11 protein-coding genes are annotated in these 22322 nt (G+C 75.0%); 2 read left to right on the top strand and 9 right to left on the bottom strand.

Features of this window, described 5'->3' with window-relative positions; all coding sequences use genetic code 11:
* Nucleotides 1–134: 134 nt before the first annotated feature.
* Together ACZ60B_RS13280 and ACZ60B_RS13275 are read left to right on the top strand one after the other, a co-directional pair.
* A complete protein-coding gene (locus ACZ60B_RS13280; RefSeq protein WP_469386217.1) occupies nucleotides 135–518 on the top strand; it encodes a BlaI/MecI/CopY family transcriptional regulator in 384 nt (127 codons plus the stop codon).
* 69 nt (nucleotides 519–587) lie between these two features.
* Nucleotides 588–1391 carry a COG4705 family protein gene (locus ACZ60B_RS13275; RefSeq protein ID WP_469386215.1) on the top strand — a complete coding sequence of 268 codons (804 nt, stop codon included), beginning with the start codon at nucleotides 588–590 and terminating at the stop codon, nucleotides 1389–1391.
* Between the two features lie 20 nt (nucleotides 1392–1411).
* On the opposite strand, the gene ACZ60B_RS13270 is transcribed toward ACZ60B_RS13275, so the two are convergent.
* From ACZ60B_RS13270 to ACZ60B_RS13230, 9 genes are all read right to left on the bottom strand, one after another.
* The gene (locus ACZ60B_RS13270) at nucleotides 1412–3982 is read right to left on the bottom strand and encodes a hypothetical protein (RefSeq protein WP_469386213.1); all 2571 of its coding nucleotides are present in this window, start codon (nucleotides 3980–3982) and stop codon (nucleotides 1412–1414) included.
* A gap of 6 nt (nucleotides 3983–3988) precedes the next feature.
* Complete coding sequence (locus ACZ60B_RS13265) at nucleotides 3989–5092, bottom strand: AAA family ATPase (RefSeq protein WP_469386211.1); 1104 nt, start codon at nucleotides 5090–5092, stop codon at nucleotides 3989–3991.
* On the bottom strand, nucleotides 5089–6285 hold the full coding sequence (locus ACZ60B_RS13260) for a protein kinase family protein (protein WP_469386209.1): 1197 nt from the start codon (nucleotides 6283–6285) through the stop codon (nucleotides 5089–5091). Before ACZ60B_RS13260 ends, ACZ60B_RS13265 begins: the two co-directional genes overlap by 4 nt.
* On the bottom strand, nucleotides 6282–9020 hold the full coding sequence (locus ACZ60B_RS13255) for a hypothetical protein (RefSeq protein WP_469386207.1): 2739 nt from the start codon (nucleotides 9018–9020) through the stop codon (nucleotides 6282–6284). The genes ACZ60B_RS13260 and ACZ60B_RS13255 overlap by 4 nt, the downstream gene beginning before the upstream one ends.
* Nucleotides 9017–13078 (bottom strand): tubulin-like doman-containing protein, encoded by a 4062-nt coding sequence (locus ACZ60B_RS13250; protein WP_469386205.1) that lies wholly within the window; start codon nucleotides 13076–13078, stop codon nucleotides 9017–9019. Before ACZ60B_RS13250 ends, ACZ60B_RS13255 begins: the two co-directional genes overlap by 4 nt.
* A 170-nt stretch (nucleotides 13079–13248) precedes the next feature.
* Nucleotides 13249–15729 (bottom strand): VWA domain-containing protein, encoded by a 2481-nt coding sequence (locus ACZ60B_RS13245; RefSeq protein WP_469386203.1) that lies wholly within the window; start codon nucleotides 15727–15729, stop codon nucleotides 13249–13251.
* 224 nt (nucleotides 15730–15953) lie between these two features.
* The gene (locus tag ACZ60B_RS13240) at nucleotides 15954–17189 is read right to left on the bottom strand and encodes a gas vesicle protein GvpG (RefSeq protein WP_469386201.1); all 1236 of its coding nucleotides are present in this window, start codon (nucleotides 17187–17189) and stop codon (nucleotides 15954–15956) included.
* 28 nt (nucleotides 17190–17217) lie between these two features.
* Nucleotides 17218–20196 (bottom strand): AAA domain-containing protein, encoded by a 2979-nt coding sequence (locus tag ACZ60B_RS13235; RefSeq protein WP_469386199.1) that lies wholly within the window; start codon nucleotides 20194–20196, stop codon nucleotides 17218–17220.
* On the bottom strand, nucleotides 20197–22179 hold the full coding sequence (locus ACZ60B_RS13230; RefSeq protein ID WP_469386197.1) for a phosphorylase family protein: 1983 nt from the start codon (nucleotides 22177–22179) through the stop codon (nucleotides 20197–20199).
* Nucleotides 22180–22322: the final 143 nt, after the last annotated feature.

Raw genomic sequence — 22322 nt, 5'->3', positions numbered from 1 at the left:
CCATCGTGCACCTCTCGTCGTAGCGCGCCACGGGATCGACTCCCCTACAGTCCGTAGGGTCGCACCACACCCTACATTTTGTAGGGTTAAAGGCAGGTGAGAAGATATCCGTCCGTCTCGGTAAGGTGGCCGACATGGCTGGCACCGGCCCACACAAGAGACCCGGACGGCGCAGTGCGGGCGAGTTGGAGGGTGCGGTCCTGGCGGCACTGTGGGCGGCGGAGCTGCCCCGGACCCCGGCCGAGATCCAGACGGAGCTCGGCGGCGACCTCGCCTACAACACCGTCCACACCATCCTCAGACGTCTGTACGACAAGGGGCTCGTGCTGCGGGACGCCGACGGGCGGCGCGGCGCCTATCGGCCCACGCGCGACGCGGCCGAACTGACCGCCGAGGCGATGCGCGACGCCCTCGACCGGGGCCCGGACCCGATCGCCGCGCTCCAGCACTTCGTGACCGGGCTGAGCCCGGCCGAGGAGCGGGTGCTGCGGGAGCTCCTCGGGGAGAGTTCCGCCTGAACGGGGCCGGATCCTCATGCGGCCGGACGTTCAGGCTGCGTTCAGGGTCGGGGTGTCAGGGTGCGGATCATGACCGCAGAGCACATCCTCGACGACCGGCCCCGCATACCCGTACGCCGGATGGCGAACAAGGTGCCGGAGGTGACCGCCTACTTCTGGATCATCAAGGTGCTGACCACCGGCATGGGGGAGACGGCGTCGGACCTCCTGGCGCGACTGCTCGGCCCGGTCCCCGCGGTCGGGCTCGGCGGGCTCGCCCTGATGGCTTCTCTCGCCGTGCAGTTCGTGCTTCGCCGGTACGTCGCCTGGGCCTACTGGACGGCCGTCGTCATGGTCAGCGTGTTCGGCACCATGGCCGCCGACGTGCTGCACGTCGGCCTCGGCGTGCCGTACGCCGTCTCGACCCCCGGCTTCCTCGTCGTGCTGGCCGCGGTCTTCGTCCTGTGGTACGCGAGTGAGGGGACGCTGTCCATCCACAGCGTCGGCACCCGCCGTCGCGAGGCGTTCTACTGGGCGGCCGTGCTCGCCACCTTCGCCCTCGGCACCGCCGCGGGGGACCTCACCGCCACCACCGGCTTCGGCTACCCGGGCTCGGTCCTCCTGTTCACGGCCGCGATCTGCGTGCCCGCTCTGGCCCATCGCTTCGGCGCCCTGGGCGCGGTGGCCGCCTTCTGGACGGCGTACGTCATCACCCGGCCCCTCGGTGCCTCGCTCGCCGACTGGACGGCGCTCGGCCGCACCCGTGGCGGCCTCGGACTCGGACTGGCGCCGGTCACCCTCGCCTGGACGGTCGCGATCGTCGGGTTCGTCGGCTGTCTCGCCGTCACCCGGCGCGACACGGACGCCGCGCCGATCCCGTCCCGCGCCTTCTGACCGCACCCCCGTCGGTCGCCTCACCATCGGTCGATCAGCAGCAGAAGAAACAGGACGGCCACGCAGCTCACGGCGAGGAAGCAGAACAGCCACCGGTCGTCGGACGAGTCCGCCCGGTGGCCGTCACCGGGTGTCGTACGACGCGCCACGACCGGCGCCGACGGCTCGGCCTGCGCGTGGGCGGCCTCCCGGGGCGGTCCGGCGGGGACCTTGCGCAGGTGCCGGACCAGTTCGTACCAGACCTGGTCCGGCAGCTTCGGCATGCCGTAGACAGGGGAATCGAGCAGCAGTTCAAGGAAGCGGCGCTCCACCGGGCCGCCCTGTTCGCACAGCCAGCGGAACAGGAGCACCAGATTGTCCTGGATGCCCTGGTGTCCGGCGTACGGGAGGACGGCCCAGTGGAGCAGCCAGACGGCTGTCTCCGCCGTGAGGTGGTCGTCGTGTTCGCCCGATTCCCCGGCGCCGGTGGTACGGCGGTGGCGCAGGAACAGCTTCTGCTTCAGCAGGCGGCGGCAGACCCGGTCCGCCTCCGGCAGGGTGCGCCGGCCCGCCTTGTCCCCCAGCGCGGCGAGAAGGCGGTCGGCCTCCTCCCGCGGGACGTCCTGCTTGACGAGCCGTTCGAACAGTTCGCTGTCGGGCAGCAGGTCGAGGCCCCCCGATGACGGCCTCCGCGACTCGTGCCGCCAACGGGCGAGGCCGAGCCTGCGGGCCAGGCGCACCCCCCGTGTCGGCAGCTCGGGCAGCTCCCAGTGGTACCCGGTCGGCCAGGGCGGCCGCCCGTCCGGGGACTGCTCCGGGGTCGCCTCCTGCGGTCCCGGCGTCTGTGCCGGACGGTGCTGCCGGGTGTGCGGTTGGGGCTGAGCGCGGGGTTGGGGCTGGGTGTGCGCGGGTCGGGGGGCATCGGTCGCCGGGCGGGCGGACGGTGCCGGCCGGGACGGCGACGGTGCCGTGGCGGACGTCGGCTCCTGGGCGGGCGTGCGCCGGGTACGACCCGTCGCGGGCGCGGAGTACGGCTGGATGCGCGGCCGTTGCGCACGCTGGTGCCCGTACAGCCGGTCCCGGTGCGGCCCTTCGTCCGCACCGGGACCGGACGCGTCGTCGGGCCCCGCGTATCCGTCGGACCCGTGGGCCGGGCCGGGGCCGCCGGTGGTCCCGGTGTCCGGCCGCAGGGTGTCCGAGGGTGTGTGGTGGTGGGCACCGGCGTACGGACCGGTGGAATCCGGCGGTCGGACCGCCGCCGTGCCGGCCCCCCGCCCGACCGGACCGCCCCCCGAGCCGCCGACCGGGTCGCCGACCGGGCCGCCGACCGGGCCGTAAGACTGAACGACCGGACCGTGCACGGCCTTTGCGGCCGACCCGCGAACGGTCTCCGGGCCGGGGCCAGAACCGGGACGGGGGCCGGAACCGTGAACTGCCGTCTCCCCGACGGGCCCATGAACGGTCTCCGGACCATGTCCGGGACCATGCCCAAGACCATGCCCGAGACCGGAACCGGGAACTGTCTCCGCGACCGGCCCGTGAAGGGGCTCCGCCCCGGTGCCCTGGAACGAATCCACCCCGGGTGCGTGGACGGGCTCCGCCATGGGCCCAGGGACGGGCCCCGCCCCTGAACCATGGACCGGCTCCGTCGAGGCGGTCGGAAGCGCACTCGTCGGCGCACTCGCGGGCGCCGTCGGCTGGTTCCGGGTGCCGCGGGCCGTCCCGAGCGACCGGCCCAGCGCGAGCAGCCGTTCGGGCACCGGGAGACCGGCGTCCAGGGGCACCTGCCTGAACAGCTTCCGCAGGTCGGCCGCGTAGTCCGGGTCCGACACGAACAGCCGGACCAGCTCCCTCGCGACCGCGTCGGCCTCGTCCTGCGGCGCGTCGTCGAGCGTGATCCGCTCCACCCGCGCGTCCTCGGTCGCCGACCTGCGCCAGCTCGGCACACCCACCACGCGCAGCCCATGGGTGTCAAAGGTGTCGCAGGTCGCGTACGTCCAGTAGTCCTGTCCGAACCAGTCGCCGAAGATGCCGCACAGCCCCCAGACGAGCAGCGGGGTCTCGTTCGCCCCGGCCGCGGAGAAGTCCGGGATCCGGACCGACATCAAGCGCTCCGGGGTGCGCAGCAGTTGGGCCGTCACCACGGTGAGCGGTCGCGCCACCGTGGGCACCCGCGCGCTGAACCGCCGCCACTCCCGGCCCGCCGTCTCGCCGAACGCGTCGGGCGCCGCCTGCCGCAGCCCGCGGACGCCGGTACCGGCCAGACCGGCGGCGGGCACCGGGAGTTCACCGAGCGTCAGACAGAACCGGGGCTTGAGGACGTTGCGGCCGCCGACCAGGGCATGGGACTCCGTACTGGTGCGGCCATGGGCGTCGGGGCCGCTCCTGCGGTTGATGACGACCACGTCACCGCTCCTGCTGATCTGACGGACCTGGCTCGGCCGCTCGCTCCCCTCCACCCGCAGCAGCGGCGCCAGTTCCTCTCTCAGCTCCTCGGCGCGCTCCCCCGCGCACGAGTACGCCACCGCGGTGATGCCCGTGCCGTCGCGGTCCCGGTTGCCCTCCCAGCGGAAGACGATCTGGTCGAGCCACTCTTCACTGCGCTGGTCCACGTCAGCTCACATCCCCATCGTGGACGGCCGGTGCGCCGGGTCCTCGGTCAGCAGTCCGCACATGGCGAGGATCGACAGCAGCGGGCCCAGCACCCGCCGGGAGCGCACCCCGTGCGGGAAGCGGCCGTTGGTCGGCTGGCCCCCGGTCGCGGAGGCGAAGTGCAGGGTGCAGCGCAGGGCGCTGTCGAACGGCCGCAGCCAGGCGGGCGCGGCATGGTGGCGCAGGAACGCGTACACGTCGCGGCTCTCCTCCCGCACCGCCCTCGGGTCGAACGGGGCCGTGGACGGCCGGCTGAGCCAGCGGTCCACGGGGGGTTCGAAGCGCAGCAGGTCCGCCTTGCCGACCACCAGGGCCGTCGCCACGTCGAGGTAGGCCCCCTGCCGGGGCAGCCGGTCGAGCACGGTCTCGAAGGCGGGGTCGCTCCGGCTGACGCGCAGGCCGTACCGCTCGCGCGGCTCGTCGAGTTGGGGCAGGCCGCAGGCGAGCAGCGGGTCGACGACGAAGACCAGGGCGTCGACGCCCACCAGGAAGCGCAGCAGCGCGTCCGTGCGGACCAGGTCCTCACCGCCGAGGTCGAAGAAGGCCACCGGCCGCACCTGGCCGTCCGCGCCGGTGAGCAGCAGCGCCTCGACGAACTCGGCGAACGGCGTCTGCCCGGTGGCCTCCAACTGCTCGCCGGCGCGCAGCGGCGCCACCCGTTCCTTGAGGAACACCGAGTGGTCGGCGGGATTCACCGACTGCCAGCGCACCCCGAAGGGCGCCAGGCAGCCGTCGGTGATCTCGGCGACCATCTGGGTCAGCAGATGGCTCTTGCCGGTGCCCGACGTGCCGACCATGGCGACGGTCAGCGGGCGGCCGTGGGTCAGGTAGGGCACGGGGATGTAGTGGTGGCTGACGCCCTCGGTGTTCCGGCAGAGCTGGAAGGCCCCGCGCAGGACGTCGGCGCGACGCAGGGGGTTGGTGAGACCGCTGGTGTCGAGGCGTTCGTACTGCGACTTCTCGTTGCGCACATGCAGGGCCCGCTCGTCGTAGACGACGATCTCCAGGCAGTACGGGCAGACGATCTGCCCGGGTTCGAGCCGTGCCGACGCTGCCGTCGTGACGCTCACCGGCGTCCCCTTCCGCTTCTGCCGCGCTCACGATCGGTGGTGCCGCCCAGCCAGCCGCGCAGGCGGCCCCGGTCCTGACCCGGCGGGATCGGGTTCTCCCGCGGTCTGTCGTCCGGGGGCGCGCCGTACTCCTGCGCCGCGCCCGCCCCCGGACCGCCCGGACCGCCGATGCCGGTGTGTCCGGCGGGTCCACCGGGTCCACCGGGTCCACCGGGTCCGGCGTCTCCGTCGATGCCGGCGGCCGCGCGCTTGCGGGCGAGCACGTCGTCGAACTCCCGGCGGTGCGGCTCCAGCGGGTCGGGACCGGCCATGAGAACGGTCGCCGGGTCCGGGTCCGGCACCAGCAGGCCGAGCAGCCGGGCGGGGGTCGGACGGTCCTCGGCCCGGGGGGCGAACGCGTCGCCGAGGCTCTGGGCCAGTGACCGGTAGGCGTCGAGGTCGGCCGGCGGACCGTCCGGTCGGCCCTGACGGCCGGCCACGAGCTGGTACATCAGCTGGGCCGTGCTCCACAGCGCGTCCCGCGCGTCGACCTCGCCGACCCCCGCCCGCTGCTCGGGCGACGCGTACGGCGCGGCGCCCCAGGGTGTCCTCGGGACACCGATCCGCGCGGTCGCGCCCAGGTCCCACAGCTGCGCCCGTTCGCCGTCCCAGCGGACGGCCGCGGGCACGATGCCCCGGTGGACCAGTCCGAGGCCCTCCAACAGGCGGACCGCGAGCACCAGATCGCGCTCGATGATCCGCTGGTCGGTGGTGGAGATGCCGTGGGTGAGGCCGGTGGCCGGCTCGCCCCGTGGGGTGGCGTAGATCAGGAAGGGCTCGGCCGCGTCCATGTCGTAGCCGACCGGGACCGGGAACAGGCCCTGGAACGGGCTCCCGAGGAAGGCGCGGTGGATCGTCAGGGCCGCACCGACCTCGGCCTCCAGCGCCTGGTACTCGTGCGGGTCGCGGACGTCGGCGGACGACAGTCTCACCTGTACGCCCTTCCACGCGTCGCCGAGCATCAGCTCCCGGGCCAGCAGGGGCGGCCGGACCACCCGTCGGAGCTCGGGGCCGAATCGGGCGGGAGCGCGGTGGCGCAGGCCGCCCGGGGTGGTGAAGGACAGGTCGGGCGGCATCTCGGTGCCGTCGGCCTGCGGGCCGAGGTCCCAGGTGACCGCGCCGCGGCCCGCCGACCGCGCCGTACGCTCGTTCACTCGCCCCCCTCGTCGCCGTAGCGGTCCCGGGCCTCGTCGCCGTAGCGGTCCCGGGCCGGGGACCGGTCGTCGGCCCATTCGCGCAGGCGGACCGGCCGCACCACCCCGGTCCGCAGCGGAACCAGCTTCAGCAGTCCGGCGTAGCGCCCGGTGGAGGTCCACACCGAGCGGCTGCGCATCCCGGGCGGGGTCGCCTCGGGACGCTGTCCGTCCGGCCCGGCGCCGCCGCCCGCCCCGCCACGGCCCTCCGTGCCGCTCCAGACCGCCTGGGGTGCGAACCTGATCCACTCCACACTGGTGGGATCCTTGCTGAGCAAAGGTGTCTGACGCGGTGACGCCAGATCGACGATGCGACGGCCCTGCGGGTCGGGTTCGATGGCGTCGGCCACTCGCTGGTGCCCGATGCCGAGCAGTCCCTCGGCGTTGCCCCGGCGCTCCACCGACCGGGCGTACGGCGGTGGCGAGACGACCCCCTGGGTGAAGAGATGACGGCGGGTCACCTCCAGCATGAGGCGCATCCGCTCCTCGACCCGGCTGAGCGCGGGGCCCGCGGCCTGACCCCGCGCGACGGCCCCCCAGTAGGGGTCGAGGGCGCCGACGAGGGTGTCGGTGAGGTCGCCCACCAAAGTGTCCACGAGCCTGGGACCGCCTTCGCCCGCCTCCCTGTCCAGCCAGCGCGGGCCGTCGCCGGACGCCCGGTCCGCCTGCGGGGCGTGCGGGCCGTAGCCGTCCGCGCCGTCGGTCCCGAAGGTCGGGGGCCCGTCGCCGGTGCCGCCGGACGTGGACGGCCGGGAGGTGGGATCCGGCTCCGGCATCCAGCCGGGCCGGGCGAAGCCGTCGTCGGGGTCCGCGGACCGGCCGGGGCCCCGGCCGTCCGGTCCGGGGGCCTCACGGACGGGGTCCTGCCAACCCCCGGCCGTCGACGCGGCGAGGAAGTCCGGCTCCCCACGACGGTGTTCGAGCTCCTCGACGGTGGCCGCCGCGCCGCGCAGCGCGCCGGCCACCATACGGGCGGCGTTCGCGCAGTGCAGGCGCTCGTCGGCGGCCCAGCGCTGGCGCAGCACCGCTTCCGCGAGCAGCGCGTCGAGGCCGTCCAGGGCCCGGCGGGCGTCGTCCGCGCCGGTCAGCTCCCACCAGCGGTCCAGGGCCCGGCGTCGGCGCAGGACCACCAGGGCGACGGCCAGGGCCACGCCGCACAGGGCGCCCAGCAGCCCCGCCCAGGGCGGTACGGACACCCCGACGGCGCCCAGCAGCGCCCCGCCGACGGCTCCCACGGCTCCCGCCGCGGCCTGCGCGGCCGCTCCGGCCGCCCCCGAGCCCGCCGCGGGGCGGCCGGGCTGCCGCAGGCCGGTCAGGAGGCTGCCGCCGACCAGGACCAGCAGGACGGCGAGCGCGGCGAGGGTCCCGGGCCAGGGCCACAGGGCGGCCGACGCGCAGGCGGCCAGGGCGCCGGCCAGCTGTCCGGGGCTGGTCGTGGAGACCGTGAAGTCCTGGTCGGCCGAGACGAGTTCGGGCAGTTCGGGCGGGCAGCGCCGGTCGGCCTCGGCGAGCAGCCCCGCGCTCGACGCGGGTGCCACCTGCTCGGAGAGGGCGGCGAAGCGTTCGGCGACGCTGCGCAGGGCCAGCCGCTCGGCGAGCATCCGTTCGGCGAGCCGGTGCAGACCGTCCCCGACGGCCTCCCGGCTGCCCGTGTACGGCGGGACCCGGACCCCGAGATCGGCCAGGGCCAGCGCCGATTCGGGGGTGGCCGGGGAGGCTCCCGCGGCGCCCTCCTTGAGGGCTCGGGCGACCAGCGCGCGGTACCCGGCGAGGGTGCGGGAGGCGGTGTCGAGGGCCGAGGCGACGGCACGCCGGCCGGCTCCGAAGAGCAGTCCGCTGCCGCTGCCGAGCTGTGCCCAGGCCGCGCAGGCGTCGTCGAGGGCGTCGACGCAGGCCGTGTACGCCCGGTCGGCCGGGCCGCCCGGGACCCGGTGGCCCGGGACCGGTCCGGTGGGCCGGCCCGCGGCCAGTTCGTCGACCGGCTTGGGGAGTTCGATCCGGGCGGTGTCCTCGCCGTCCGTCGACAGCGGGGTGCCGGAGGACCGCTCACCGGCGAACCGGTTCAGTGCCTCGCGCCACGCGCGCGCCCGGGCGGCGCCTGACAGGTCGTGCTCCAGCACGCGGACACCGGGCACCGCCACGGCGTCCGGGAACCTGGCGAGCGTGTCCAGGGTCTCGTCGAACAGCGCCCGCAGCAGGTCCACGAGGACGGCCAGCGCCTCCGGGTCGTCGGCGCCGACGGGGTCGCCCGCGGTGCGGGCGGCCCGCAGGTCCCCGGCCCAGAGCAGTCCGGAGTCGGGGCCGTGCAGCGCCGCCGGCCGCAGCAGGCGACGGCTGAGCCCGGCGCCCGGCCCGGCGTCGGGGTCCGACTCCAGGGCGACGGGGAAGTCGTCGTACGAACCGGTCGGCGCGTCGGTGTCGGCCGCGCCCGGCAGATCGCCGATGACGAGGCCGAGCATCCATGCCTTGGCTCCGTAGCCGAGGACCTTCTCGTACAGGCTGTGGTGGTCCGTCAGCCCGCGCGGGGTGTCCAGCAGGAGGAACCGGTAGTGCCCGTCGCCCGGTTCGGGCAGCCCCTCGTGCCTGAGCTGCTTCTGGACGGCCCTGCGCAGTGCGCCGGGGGCCGTCAGCCGGTGCGCTCCGGACCGCAGGTCCAGCACGATCACCGCGTGTGCCCCGTCCCTGACCTCGCTCACTCGGGGTCACGCTCCCAAGGGTCGCGGGCCGCACGGTTCCCGGCCGTACGGTCGGGCGTGTGGTCCGGTCCGGACCCGCCACCGGAGTCGCTCCACGTGGACTCGCTCCCCCCGGATTCGCTCCAGGTGGTGTCACGCCAGACGGAGTCGCCCGGCGCCGGGTCGGCGGGGCCGGGGTGGCCCCCGGCGGAGTCGCCCGACCCGGAGTCGTTCGACGTGGTCCAGGGGAAGTCCTGCTGGGGGTGCAGGAGGCGGCCGTCGTCGGCGGCGCCCGATCCCGAACCCCGATCCGGACCGGAGCCGGAACTCCAATCCGAACCAGAACCGGAGCCGGAACCCCGACCCGAACCAGAACCGGAGCCGGAGTCGGAGCCCGGGCTCCGATCCGAGCCCGAACCCCCGTCATGCGAGCCGGACTTGGTGAGGCCGTCGCCCAGCCACGGGAACTCCTCGGCCGCCGGGGCGTCCACCGCGTCGGCGCGGTCCGCGTCCCGGGGCTCCGCCCAGGCGGTGGACGCCCCGGCCGCCGCGCCGGAGGACGCGCCGCCGGACGGCCGGGAGTCGGCGGGTGCGCGCCGGGGGCCGGGGTCGGGCTCGCCCGTCAGCCGCTCGGGCCAACGGGGTTGCTCGGGCCAGTCGGAGAAGTCGTACCGACTGGTGGCGGTCGCTTTCCGCTCCGCGGCGGAAGGCTCCGCGGCCGGCTCGGCGGCAGGTGGAGGCTCGGCGGCAGGTGGCTCGGCGGCAGGAGATCCGGCGGTACGCCGGGGCACTGCACGGTCCTCGCGGGCTCCGGCACGGTACGGTCCGTCGGCCTCCTCGGAGCGCGCCCGGGGCAGCCGCGTGGTCCCCCAGTCGTCCTTCTCGGCCGTGCGCCGCGGCGCACGCGGCGGCGCGGACGGCCCGGGATCCGTCGCGGTGAAGCGACCGTTGCCCATCGTCGCCGCCAGCGACCGCAGGTTCGGCTGGAGCGCCCGCTTCTCGGTGAACGTCACCTCCAGGGCACCGGGCAGGGTCTCGGCCCAGAACTGGCGCAGCGGAGCGATCCATTCGGCGGACCAGTGCCCGGACTGCTGCTCCAGCTTCTCCAGCAGCTGGAGCTGACGCGGCGCGATCTCGTTCACGAACTGCACGAACAGCGGGTCGGGGGTGCTGCCGGAGAGCGACAGGCCCTTGGGCTGGACCCGCATCAGGACACCGCAGTAGTCCTCCACGATGCGGCCCTCGTCCAGCAGCGCCCAGCGTTCGTAGGAGCGCAGCAGTCCGGCCCAGCCGGAGATGTCGCCCTGGTAGTCGTCGAGCCGCAGCGTCATGCCGGGGACGTCGGGGCCGTCCTCCTCGTACAGCCGGACCCGGACCCGGGACGGCGAGTCGGTGTCCCCCTCGACGACGGTGAGCTGGCCGTTCCACATCGCGCACAGCAGGCGGTGCAGGATGTGCCGGCGGTCCTCCTCGGTGCTGGCCAGCCAGTCGTCGCGGTAGCCGAGCCGCTGCCGCCAGCTCAGCACGTCCTCGCTCTGTTCCACGTCGCGGGCCCTGGCCCAGCGGCGCAGTACGTTGCGGGCCTCGGGGACCTCGGTCAGGCTCATCTCGCTGCGGAAGAGCACGACGGTGATCGAGTCCGTCTCGACCCCGCGGAACTCGATCGAGCGCTTGCCGTCCCTGGGCAGCAGCAGGGACTTGCGCAGGTACTCCTCGACCGCGTCCTTGTTCTGGATGCGCGGGTAGACGATCAGGACCTTCAGCGGTCCGCCGCCCTCGGGGACGAACCCGTGCGGAAGCAGACCGGCGATCTTGAACCGGAACTGCTCCAGCGCGGTCTTGCCGACCTCCTCGGCGGCGTCGCCGACCCCGGCCGCGGCGCTCAGCAGCATCGCCATGGAGGGCAGCAGCGGACGCTCGTCGGCCTGCATGCCGCTCTCCGCGAAGAGCGTCTTGACCCGTTGCTCGACCGCGGCCTTGACGGTCGCGACGGCCGCGGCGGGGTTGCGCCGGCCCGCGGTGTACGAGGACTGCCAGCAGTCGGCGTCGACGAGTTTGAGCAGCAGCGCCGACTCGTCGTCGTTGTCCCGCAGGCCGACCCGCTTGATCAGACGCTCGCGCAGGTCGTCGTAGAAGTCGCGGAGGTTGCTCTGCGGCGGCAGCAGGTAGGAGACGCCGGTGCGGTCGTCGTAGAGCTCCTGCACCTGTTCCTGGAAGGCCCTGGGCTCTTCCTCCACATGCTTGCGGAACGCCTCGACCAGCAGGCTCAGTTCGGCGTTGAGCGCCGCGGCGGCCGGACGCCAGCGCTGCTCCTGGCGTCGCCACCCCTCGTGCCAGACGACCCGGCTGCGCCACTGGTACCAGCGGTCCTGCGCCTCGACGGCCGCCACCACGTCGGCATCGCCCCAGTGGGCCTTGGACAGGCCGCCGATCCGGCCCTTGATCCGGGGGACCGGGGGCGGTTGCACGTCCACGCCCGCCGGGCGTGCGGGCTGCCGGCCGCGGTTGTCGAGCATCCCGAGGAAGCCGAGCACGGTCACCGGGTCCGGGTCGCCAGGCACCCCTTTGACGATCCGTTCGGCCTGGAAGAGGTCGGCGGAGCGCAGCACCCGCTCCAGCGCCGCGCGGGGCGCGAACTGCTCGGCGAGCGCGGGGGCGCGCCGGTCCACCTTGCGCCGCAGGTCGTCCAGGAGGCCCTGCATGTCGCTGATGCGGTCGCGCAGGGCCTGTTCGATGGCGATCCCGCCGCGGGGCAGCGGGTCGGGCTCGGGTACGGGGAGGGCTTCGCGGGTCCACAGTTCGTCCAGGCCCGAGTCGGCGAACATCTTGCGGACGGTGCCCGCGTACTCGTGGCTGGCCTTGGCGACGGGTTCGGTGAGCCGGCGTACGGACATGGCCAGCATCCGGGAGGAGACCAGCGCGGCCAGTTCGTCGAGGGGTGCGGTCATCGAGGCGACCAGGCTGGTGGACACCCCGCGGTGGCCGATGCCGGAGGCGGCGCGTACGGCGCGGTGCAGGCCGCGGTTGATGAAGCTCGCGGCGAACGTCTGGTAGTCGTCGTCGGCGCGGGCGCGCGGGCCGGTGCCGTCGCCCAGTTCGGTGCCGACGAGCGACATCACCAGGGAGACGATGGAGCGGCGCAGGTCGTCGGGGCGGATTCCGGCGGTGCGGCTGAACAGGAAGGCGGTCGGCACCATGCCGGTGCGCAGCCGGATCGGGTGTACGCCCGGGTAGCGGATGTGGGTCGCGGCGTCCAGGTCGGTGTCGCCGAGGTCGGACTCGGCGGTCGGCACGTTCTGTTCGTCGACCAGCCGGAAGAGGTCCACCGCGGCGCGCGCGGCGTTGAGTTCGGCCTCGCGGCCGCCGCCGGAGGAGGTGGGGAAGGCGGACGGCATGACCACCAGGGGGTAGATCCGGGCGCCGGTGAAGTTCTTCGCCCGGAACGCCTCCCCGATCAGGTGGAGGTAGTCGAGGAAGATGCCGGCTCCGGTGCCGCCGGCCACCGAGAAGGCCACGAACACGTCGCAGCCGGACATCGGCCCGCCGCCGAGCTGGCTGAGTTCGCCGCCGGAGCGGCTGATGGCGTCGATGGCCTGGAGCAGCGGCCCCATGACCGGGTCGAGTCCGTTGCGCAGGGTGCCGAACAGGGCGGCGCGGCCGACCGTGGGCAGTTGGCCTGCGCCGTTGCGCAGCGGGGTGACCTTGGGCTCGCCGGTGCGCGGCGGCAGCCAGCCGCTGACCTCGTCGCGCATCACCGCGCGCAGTTCCCGGGTGACCTCGGGGGAGCTGTCGTGGTCGGGGAGCAGGTCGTGGGTGGCGCGGGCGGTGCGGCCGTAGGCGGCGCGCAGCGCGTTGTCGGCGCTGAGGTGGGGCAGTCGGGCGAGTTCGGACTCGCTGAAGTCCGCGTAGACGAACTGGAGGCACTCCGGCAGTTGGTAGCGCAGCGGAATGCCGAGCGGGTTGAGCGCGGTCCCGTCGGGTCCGCACAGTTCGGCCCGCAGCCGTCGCTCCAGCTCGGCTCCGACCAGTCCGCCGGTGCCGCCCAGACCGACGAACAGCATCGGCTGGAAGATCTTCATATGGTGGTCCTCCGCCGGGGCGCGGGGCGTCCCGGTCGCTGGTGGTCGAGTACGGGTGGGGGGACCGCGGTCGTCGAGGCGCGGTCCGGTGGGGCGGGGCGGGCGGCGGCTCGGGGTGCCGCCCGCCCGGTGGGGTGTGCGGGGCTGCTCCGGTGGTGTGGGGCGGTCCCTCAGATGTCGGGGTGCTCCTGGTCCGGTGCGCTCGCCGCGTACGAGCCGGTGTGGTCCCTCGATGAGGAGGCGCCGGCCTTGGTGGGGGTGCCCCCGGGCGTCCGTGGCCTGCCGACGAAGGACGGGCCGCCGCGTCGGCCCGGGTCGGGGCGGCGGCCGCGGCCGTCGGCGATCCGCAGCGAGAGGGTGCCGGTGAGGGCCAGTTGTTCGCCGAGGCGCAGGGTCCGCTCGCCCTGGCCGCCGGCCCGCAGCACCACTCCCCCGGCGAGGTCGCGCCGGAGCGCGTAGGTGCCCCGGTCGCGGCGTTCGATACGAGGGTTGTCGGTGGCCGCGTCGACGAGGTCGAACTCGTACCGGTTGCCCCGACCGGTCTTGGCCTTGCGGCTGCACACGAGGGTGCCGTCGGCGCCCAGGAGTTCCAGGAGGAGTCCGCCGGGGGCGATCCGCAGACGCTTGACGCGGCGGCGGGAGAGCAGCAGGGCGACGGCGGCGACGAGGACGAACGCGCCGGGGACGATGAGCTGCCACCAGGCGTCCCAGATGCGCTGCAAGGTGCCGGGCACGGCGGTGACGGTGATGCTGAGCGGTGCGTCGTCGAGGACCCGGGTGCCGTCGGCGGCGGTGACCTTGCCGCCCAGGGCGGTGCCGTCCTCGTCGACCGGCGCGCCGAGCGCGTCGGCGTCGGCGACCCGGACGGTGACGTCGAGCGTGCGGGCAGCGCCCGGTTCGACGGGCACCTCGGCGGGGTCGACGCTCAGGCCGGTGCCCTCGGCGTCGGCGACGGCGAGCCGCACGGTGTGTGCCGTCGTGTCCCCGTTGCTCACCTTGAGCGTGCCCGTGACGCTGCCGCCGGGGTGGACGGTGGCGGCGGGGATGTCGAGCACGGCGCCGAACTTCGCGTTCGGCGGGGCGATGCCGGTGGGGTAGGAGCGGGTGTCGGGCCGCAGGCCCACCGACTGGACGGTGCTGGAGAAGAGCAGTTCGCCGGTGGCGTCGCGGGGCACGGTGACGGTCCCGGAGTAGACGCCGTCGAGGCCGTGCTCGTCCTGGCCCCGGCCGTCGTCGGTGAGGGTGATGGGGACCTTCCGGGTGAACCCCTTGCCGGTCAGCTGCCCGGAGACGGTGATCCCGCGCAGGTCCCGCTCGTCGAGTTTGACGCCGGCCCGGGTCAGGACCTCGACCTCCACGCGGGTGCGGTCCCCGGCGCTCGGGGAGGGCTTCTCCAGCCGGATGTCGGAGCGCACCGCGCCCTGCCACAGGACGCTGATGCTGGCGGTGCGGTCGCGGTGTCCGGCGGGTGCGTCGAGGTGCACCCGCCAGGCGCCGGCGAGGGGCCGGGTGATGCGCAGGGACTCGACCGACTTGCCGCGCCCGGTGAACTCGAAGGACGACTCCTCGTCCCCGGCGCCGTCGCCGGAGTCGGTGATCCGGTGGCCCTCGGGGTCGTAGTACGTGGCGGTGACCAGGGGGTCGCCCTTGGAGACGACGATGGTGCCTTCGGTGGCCAGCGGGGAGACCCGCACGGTGAGGTCGCCGGGGGGCCTGGTCCGCGAGCCCGGGTCCCGGTAGAGGCAGCGGGCGGCGGCGAACGCGGTCTCCAGGGCCCTGCCGAGGTTCTCGGCGTCGACGACCTCCGCCCGCGGTCTGGTCTGCGGGAGGTCCCGGCAGCCGTTGCGGTAGCCACCGGCTGCCATCTCGTCGAGGCGCTTGCGGTCGACGGCCCTGCCGAAGCCGAGCGGCCGGATCTGCACCTGGGCGTCGGCGGCCTCCCGCAGGGCGCGGGTGAGGTCCTCGTTCGCCTGCTCGTCCCGGGTGCGGTCGTCGAGGCCCTTGTAGCGGTAGCTGTCCTTGACGTCGAGGTAGCCGTCGGTGAGCAGGAACAGCACCCGGGGCCGCCCGGGGTCCGGCGCCTCCTTCAGCCGGGTGACGCCCTGGCGGATCGCGGAGATGAAGTCGGTGCCGGAGCCGCCCTGGGGGGTGCGCTCGCGCAGCTGTCCCGCGCAGTCGCCGATCTGCTCCCGGCCGACGGTGTCCAGCTGCCGCATCGGGCAGACCTCGTCGACGGGTGACTGGGTCGCGGTCCTGGCGTCGGCGAAGCCGTACACCACCATCCTCGACCGGGACGAGGGGTCGCTGACGGCGATCGCCGCCACCGCGTCCTTCTCCCGGTCGAGTTCCCCGGCCCCGAGGCTCGCCGACTCGTCGACCGCGACGGCGTAGTCGACGGGGGCGTCGGAGGCGTCCGTCGCGGCCGGGGCCGCGGCGACGGGCCGGCCCTGCCCCGCCGGACCGGCGCCGAGGGCCGACGGTGCCGCCCCGGGGACCGCCGCCGCCGGCAGTGCCGCGGCGGGCAGCGCGGCCGCGGCGAGCGCCACCGCGGCGAGGCGGTACGCCCTTGCGCGCACCGCGCGGAGCGGGTGCTCCTTCGTCGTCGAGACGCGTGCGCACGCACGCCCGACCGCCCCCGTTTTATACGTCACGCTTGGCTCCCCACGCATCCGAAGCCCCCCGAAATTCCCCGCATTCCGACGACCGCCGGAACGACATCCCTTCGGTGGCGTCCTGCACGACGAGATTAGTCTCACCGGGCCACGCTTTCGGCCTGATTCCCCTCTTTCCCCGACAGATAAAGCGACCACTCTTAATTAGCGATCATCCGAAAATATATTTCGCCTTTTCGAGCACGCTCGCCGTCATTGCCCGTTCATTCATGACCCGTTTCCGATCGGCTGTTGAGCCGGGCCGCGCGCAGCCGCTCGGCGAGCCCGTGCTTGCCCTTGGCGACCGCGGCCCGGCGCAACGTCTCCAGGTCGACCTGCCCGAGCTCCAACTGCCGGGAGAGGGAGTCGACCCGGGCGCGCAGACCGGCGGGGTCGTGGCGCAGCCGGGCGCCGAACTGCCGGTCGAGGCGTTCGACGAGGGCCCAGGCCCGGGTGTCCCGGTCCTCGCACCAGAACTGGAAGAACGAGCCGCCGAGCACGACGAACCCGCCGATCCGGTGCAGCCCGACCGGACCGTCCGCCCCGACGCGGTCGCGGGGCAGCGTGACGCGCCAGGCCCCCTGCGGGTCCCGTACCGGCGGATACTGTCCGATGTCCTGTTCGCTGAGCCAGCCGGTGATCCGCTGCTCGACCGACCGGGCGGCGGCCAGTTCCTCGTTCCGCAGGGCGTGCCCGCACTCGGGTGTCTGTTCGCACGCGGCCGACAGGAGGACGTCGTGCTCGCCGTCGTGGGCCCGGGTGTACACGAGCTGGCGGGTCCGGCCGTCGTCCTCGACCGCGCGCACGACGTACGCGGGCAGGTGCAGGCACTCCGGTGCGCCCACCCGCTCCAGGTCGTCGACGCCCGCGGGCAGGTTGAAACCCTCCCGTCCGGGGGCGTCCGCAAGTTCCCGCACGGCCTCGTCGCGGAACGGGTGCGCCATCAGCCGGTGCGGCCGGCTGCCGCGGTGCCAGCCGACCGCCGTGCCGTCGTGGGGGACGCGGACGACGGTGTCGTTGCGGTAGTGGGCGGTGGTCAGCGGACCGGAGCGGAACCCGTCGAAGTACAGGCTGCGCCGGTCGCCGTGCGTCACCGTGTAGCGCTTGCCGTCCTTCACCGACCGCCGGCCGAGCGCGGTGAGCGCGAGGCGGCCGTCCTCCTCGGTGACGTGGTCGATCGCGGTCAGGAAGGCCAGCGCCCGGTCCACCAGGGCGGGGTCGAGCGCCAGGAAGGAGGCGAGCTCGCCCGCGGTGGCGAGCCCGGCCTCGGCGATGCCGCGTTCGACGAAGCGGTCGATCAGGTCGTAGGGCTGCGCCTCGGTGACCGTCGCCCGCACCTGCACGCACCACACGGGCAGCAGCACCGCGTGGATGCCGGTGGGCCGCAGGCCCAGGGTGAACGCGGCGTTCTCCAGGGCCAGGTACGGCGGACACGGCGCCGCCGGGGTCGCTCCGCTCATCGGCCGCCGCCCTCCGTCCCGATACGGCTCACCGGCCGCCCTCCGTCCCGACACCGTCCAGCAGCGCGCGGACCTCGTCGTACGACCGCAGTTCGCCGTGTGCGGCGACGTGCTCGCGCAGCGCGCGGACGAGGTCGCGAAAGCCCGGGTCCCGGGCCCGGGTCAACGTGGACAGGTCCCCCACCAGCACGAGCTGGCGGCGGGCCCGGGTGAACGCGACGTTGGCCCGGCGGAGTTCGTCCAGGAACCCCACCCGGCCGGCCGGGTTGCTGCGGGTGAAGCCGTAGAGGATCACGTCCCGCTCGCCGCCCTGGAACGAGTCGACCGTGCCGAGGTTCTGCCCGACGTGTTCCGCCCGGCCGGTCCGCCGGGTCAGGGCCGTACCGATCAGCGCGGCCTGGGCGGCGTACGGCACGATCACCGCCCACTCCTCGCCCCGGGCGGCGTAGTGGGCGGCGAGCAGGGTGAGCAGATGGGCCTCGGCCGGGTTGACGTACCCCGTCCGGGCGCCGCCCGACGGGTCGGCCGCGTCCTGTTCGAAGCGTCGGCCGTCCGGCAGCCGCGAGGTGTCGACGAACACCATCGGGCTGCGGAACAGCAGGGAGTCGTGCGGCAGGCCGGTCCCCGCGGGGGTGCGCAGTCCGCCCCCGTAGAACGCGCCCGAGACGAAGTCGGCGACGACCGAGGGCATCCGGCGCTGGTTGGTCAGCGACACGACGGCCGAGCCGGGCAGGCGCGGTTGCAGCATCTCCAGGGCGCTCGTGGCCAGCAGGGCGGTGACGTCCGGATCGGCCCGGCGCCCGCCCCGGCCGCCGGCCTCGGCGTCCAGGTAGGGCGGCAGCTGCCGGTGGTCCCCGACCAGCACCGCGCGGCGGGCCCGGACGAGCGGGACGAGCAGGTCCGGGACGGCGATCTGGCCCGCCTCGTCGACGACGGCGAGGTCGAAGCCGAGGCCGGTCAGCTCGGGGCGGGAGGCCACCCCGATGCAGGTGGCGGCGACCACGTGGGCGTACCGGACGAGTTCCGTGTGCAGTTGCCCGGTCGCCGACGCCACCTCGTCGTGCCACTCGGCGAGCAGGGTGTGCCGGGCCAGCAGGCCCGGCAGCCGTCGCGTCAGGCTGTCGTACAGCCGGATCAGGTCCCGGTCGGCGGCAGCGGGGTCCGCCGTCGGCGGGATGAGGTCGGGCGGGGGCTCCCCGGCGGCCGCGAGCAGGGTCCGGCAGCGCCCGGCCGCCCGGAGCGCCTCGGCGCGGCAGTCCGCGGCGCGCCCGGCGGTCTCCTCCAGCGCCCGGCGTGCCGTGCGCACGGCCGGGACGTCGCGGGTGGTCTCGTCGAGGACGCGCTCGGCCTCGGTCAGGTCCCGTCGGTGGCGCGCCTGTCGCCCGGCGAGCGCGGCGGCGGCCGCCGCCGCGCGGTCGAGCCGGCGCTCACGGCGCCGGACGAGGAACCGGAAGACGAAGCCGACCGCCCGCAGGCCGGTGCGGCGCAGGGCCGCGTCGCGCGACCGGGTGAGCCGTTCGGTCCTGCGGGTGCCGCGCTCCTCCTCCCGGTCGAGGCGGCCGCGCTCGGCGAGCAGTTCGTCCACCCGCGTCAGGGCGGGACCGCCCACGGCCCGCCTGGCCCCGTCGAGCGCGGCGCGCCGGGCCGCCTCCTCGGCCGCGAGCGTGCCGAGCCGGTCGAGGAGCCGGCCCAGGGTCTCGTACCACTCCTGGACCGCCTCGATGTCGCCCCGGGCGGCCAGCCGGGTCTCCAGCCGGCCGAGGATCTCCTGCCGCAGCCCGGCCGCCTGCTCCTCCAGGAGGTAGGGCCGGCCCTCGGGGGTGACCCTGGACTCGTTGCCGACCCGGACGACGACGAGGTCCTTGGGGAGCCGGCCGAGGACGTTGTCCACCGCCCGGTTGCTGTGGGAGGCGATCAGCACGCGCTCCCTGGTCCGCCGGGCGGCGACGGCTCGGGCGATCTCGCCGATCACCCGGGTCTTCCCGGTGCCGGGCGGTCCCAGCACCAGCATCAGGTCCTCGGCCGAGAGGGCCCGGCGGAAGGCGTCCGTCTGGGCGGGGTCGAGCGGCTCGCCGAGGGCGTCCGGGGCCGGGCGCGACGGGCGGACCCGGTGGTCCACCAGGACGTCCAGCAGGTACGGGTTGAGCGACCGGCGCTCGCGCAGGATCCGCACCGCCTCGCGCCGTCGTTCGTGGACCGCCTGTCCGGTGGAGAGCTGGAGGGCGCCCTGCCGCGGCACGCCGTCCCAGTCGACGGCCCGGTCGAACGCCACGGTGACCGAGGTGCCGCCCGCGGGGGCGCGGACGACCTGTCCGCGCAGTTCGCGTTCGCCGCCGATCTGCACGCAGGCGCCCTCCTCGGGTCCCCGCCCGACCGCCAGGTCGAAGGTGTAGACCGCCCGGGTGCCGTGCCGCCGCTCGCCCGCGGCGCGGGCGGCGCGATAGGGGAAGTCGCCGGTCCCGCGCGCCCGGTCGGCGGCGATGTCCTCGACCATGTCGACGGCCCGCTCGACGGTGTCGAGGAAGCGGACGTGCCGTTCGGCGAGTTCCGGCGCGCCGTGCCGCGCGGCCAGTTCCTCGGTGAGCCGTCGCCACGCGTCCGCCAGCAGCGGCCAGTGCGTGTCGCTGCCCGCGGGGGTCCCGGCGTCGGGGTGGCGGGCCAGCCAGCCGCCGGGCCGCACCAGCAGGCAGCCGCGCTCGATGTCGCGATGGTGCCGGAAGGCGAGCGGGAGGACGGCGGCCACCCGGTAGGCGCCCTGTTCCCGCCTGCTGCGGTACAGGCGCGCGACGTAGGACCTGCCGTACAGCAGCAGGCTGCGGTCCCCGCCGGGCCGTCGGGGTTCGGCGACGATCGCGGGTACGCCGCTCTCCCGGCCGCGCAGGTCGGCGGCGAGGTCGTGGACGTCCTCGGGCAGGTGGTCGGACCGTCGGCGCAGCAGCTCGGCTTCGAGGGTGGCGCCGGGGACGAGGACGAGGTTCCCGGGCACGTCCACGGTGCGTCGGCGCATTCAGTCTTCTCCGAGCAGGTCGTCGCGGGCCGCGCGCAGGGCGGTGCCGAGGGCGCGGGCGGTGGGACGCCCGCCGGGGTCCTCCGCCAGCGCCGCGCGCAGCGCGCGGTCCAGGCTGTCGGGGGCGCGCTCCAGCCGGGAGGTCGGCGGCGGGGCTTCCTGCGGCTCAGGCGGCCGGCCGGTGGCCAGGTGGTAGGTGAGGGCGGCCAGTTGGTACACGTCGGCGGGCGGGCCGACGAGGCCCGGCCGGTGGCCGCCGCGCCACTGTTCGGGCGCCCGGTAGGGGGTGGGTCCTTCGCCGGGGCGCGGGGCGTGGGCGGCCAGGCCGAGGTCGCGCAGGATCAGCCGTCCGTCGTCGCGCTCCAGGATGCCCGTGGGGGTGAGGTGGCGATGGGTGGCGCCGGCCCGGTGCAGCGCGGCCAGGGTGTCGCACAGTCCCGCGATCGCGGCGAGCAGCCGGGCCAGCCGGCCGGCGTTCAGCGGGGCGGGCCGGCCGGCGAGCCACCCGCTGTGCAGCGTGCCGCAGCGGCGGCCGGACCGGGTCAGCGGCCAGGGCAGGGTGAGCACGGCCCGGCGGTCGCCGATCCGCTCGTACCGTCCGGGGCCCGGCAGGCCCCGAGCGCGTCGGTGGATCCGGCCGAGGAGGTCGTGTTCCCGGCCGAGCGCGGCCAGCGCTTCCAGGGCGTCGGGGGTGGGCTGCCGTACTTCGGCGTGCCGCAGCCAGACGTAGGGCGAGGCGGTGCCGGCCGCGGACGGCTCCAGCCGGCGGGCCACCGCCCGGTGCCGGACGAGCGCGTGGTCCGGGGAGGGCTCCTCGTCGAGGAGCTCGTCGTGCAGCAGATACCGGCAGGCGGGCGTGGCCAGCGTGCGTCCGCCGGTCCACGGCTGCCCGGGGGTCCACGGCTGCCCGTCCGGCCCCGCGGACGACGGCGGCGAGGCGTACGGTGCCGGGTACTGTGCCGGATACGGCGACAACGGACGGGGCGACGTCGGCGGGGGCGGCCAGGGGGCGGGCGCCAGGTGCGCCGGTGGGTCCGGCGTCCGGGGCGGCGCGGACTCGCTGCGGTGGACCAGGGAGGCCGAGGGCGCGGCCGGCACCCGGAAGCCCTCGGGTACGAAGAATCCGTCCGGTACGAGGAACCCGTCCGGGTCGGAGGCGGCGTAGGGGTCGAGGAAGGCGTACGGGTCCGGGGACGCGCCCGGCTGCTCGCCCTCGGCCGCCAGCTCGCGGACGACGCACAGGGCGAACGCGGCCGCGTTGCGGGCGGCGACGGTCTGCCAGTCGGCCTCGTCGCTCCGCCGCTTGGTGCCGTCGGCCCGGTCGCTGATGCCGCGCACGATCAGCGCGGGCAGCCGGTTGCTGAGGTGGGCCGCCTGGGCCACCCCCGCGCCCTCCATCTCGACGGCCACCGCGTCCTGGTAGTGCCGGTCCAGCAGCCGCCGCAGCCCGGACTCCGCCGCGTCGGAGACGACCTCTCCGGCGGCGATCGGCTTGAAGTGGACGGCCGGCGGGCCGTGTCCGGCGCCGGTGCGGGGCCGTGCCCCCGACCACGTGCTGTCGCGGTCGACGAACCGGGCCAACTGCTCCAGTTCGTGCGGGGCCTGCCAGGACACGGGCCGTGGCGCGAATCCCCCGCCGGTCTCCTTGCCGCCGTGGTAGGCGTACACCTTGGTCGGTACGACGACGTCGCCCAGCGCGATGTCCGGTCGCAGTCCGCCCGCGACGCCGACGAAGAACAGCGCGCAGGGGGCGAACGCCTCGATGGCGCGGCTCGCGAGCACCGCGGAGGCGTGGTTCCCGGCCCCGGTCTGCGCCAGCACGATCTGCCACGGCGTGCCGTTGAGCCGGCCCACCTCGAACACCGTGCCCTGGTGGCTCGGGCCCCTGCGCACGGAGACCAGGCGTTCGCGCACCGCCCGGTACTCCACGGGCAGGGCGGTCAGCACCAGGACGGGCCCGGTCGGCGTCCGCGTACCGTTCACGGCATTCCCCCGCTGAGATATTTCCCGATGACCTGACGGACGGCACCGCGCACGCCAAGGCAGGCGACCATACTCCACGGCGCGCCACGCCCGGCGCGCGATGGGAATTCCGCACAAGGAAAGGCCGGGAAACCGAAATCGAA

It is taken from the genome of Streptomyces sp. NPDC104096, assembly GCF_055584385.1.
The sequence above is the reverse complement of the archived record's forward strand: the minus strand, read 5'-3'. Positions and strand labels throughout refer to the sequence as shown.

Coding starts and splice junctions, on each gene's coding strand:
- ACZ60B_RS13240 (WP_469386201.1), bottom strand. CDS start 17,189: ATGAGCGGAGCGACCCCGGCGGCGCCGTGTCCGCCGTACCTGGCCCTG.
- ACZ60B_RS13280 (WP_469386217.1), top strand. CDS start 135: ATGGCTGGCACCGGCCCACACAAGAGACCCGGACGGCGCAGTGCGGGC.
- ACZ60B_RS13250 (WP_469386205.1), bottom strand. CDS start 13,078: ATGAAGATCTTCCAGCCGATGCTGTTCGTCGGTCTGGGCGGCACCGGC.
- ACZ60B_RS13275 (WP_469386215.1), top strand. CDS start 588: ATGACCGCAGAGCACATCCTCGACGACCGGCCCCGCATACCCGTACGC.
- ACZ60B_RS13235 (WP_469386199.1), bottom strand. CDS start 20,196: ATGCGCCGACGCACCGTGGACGTGCCCGGGAACCTCGTCCTCGTCCCC.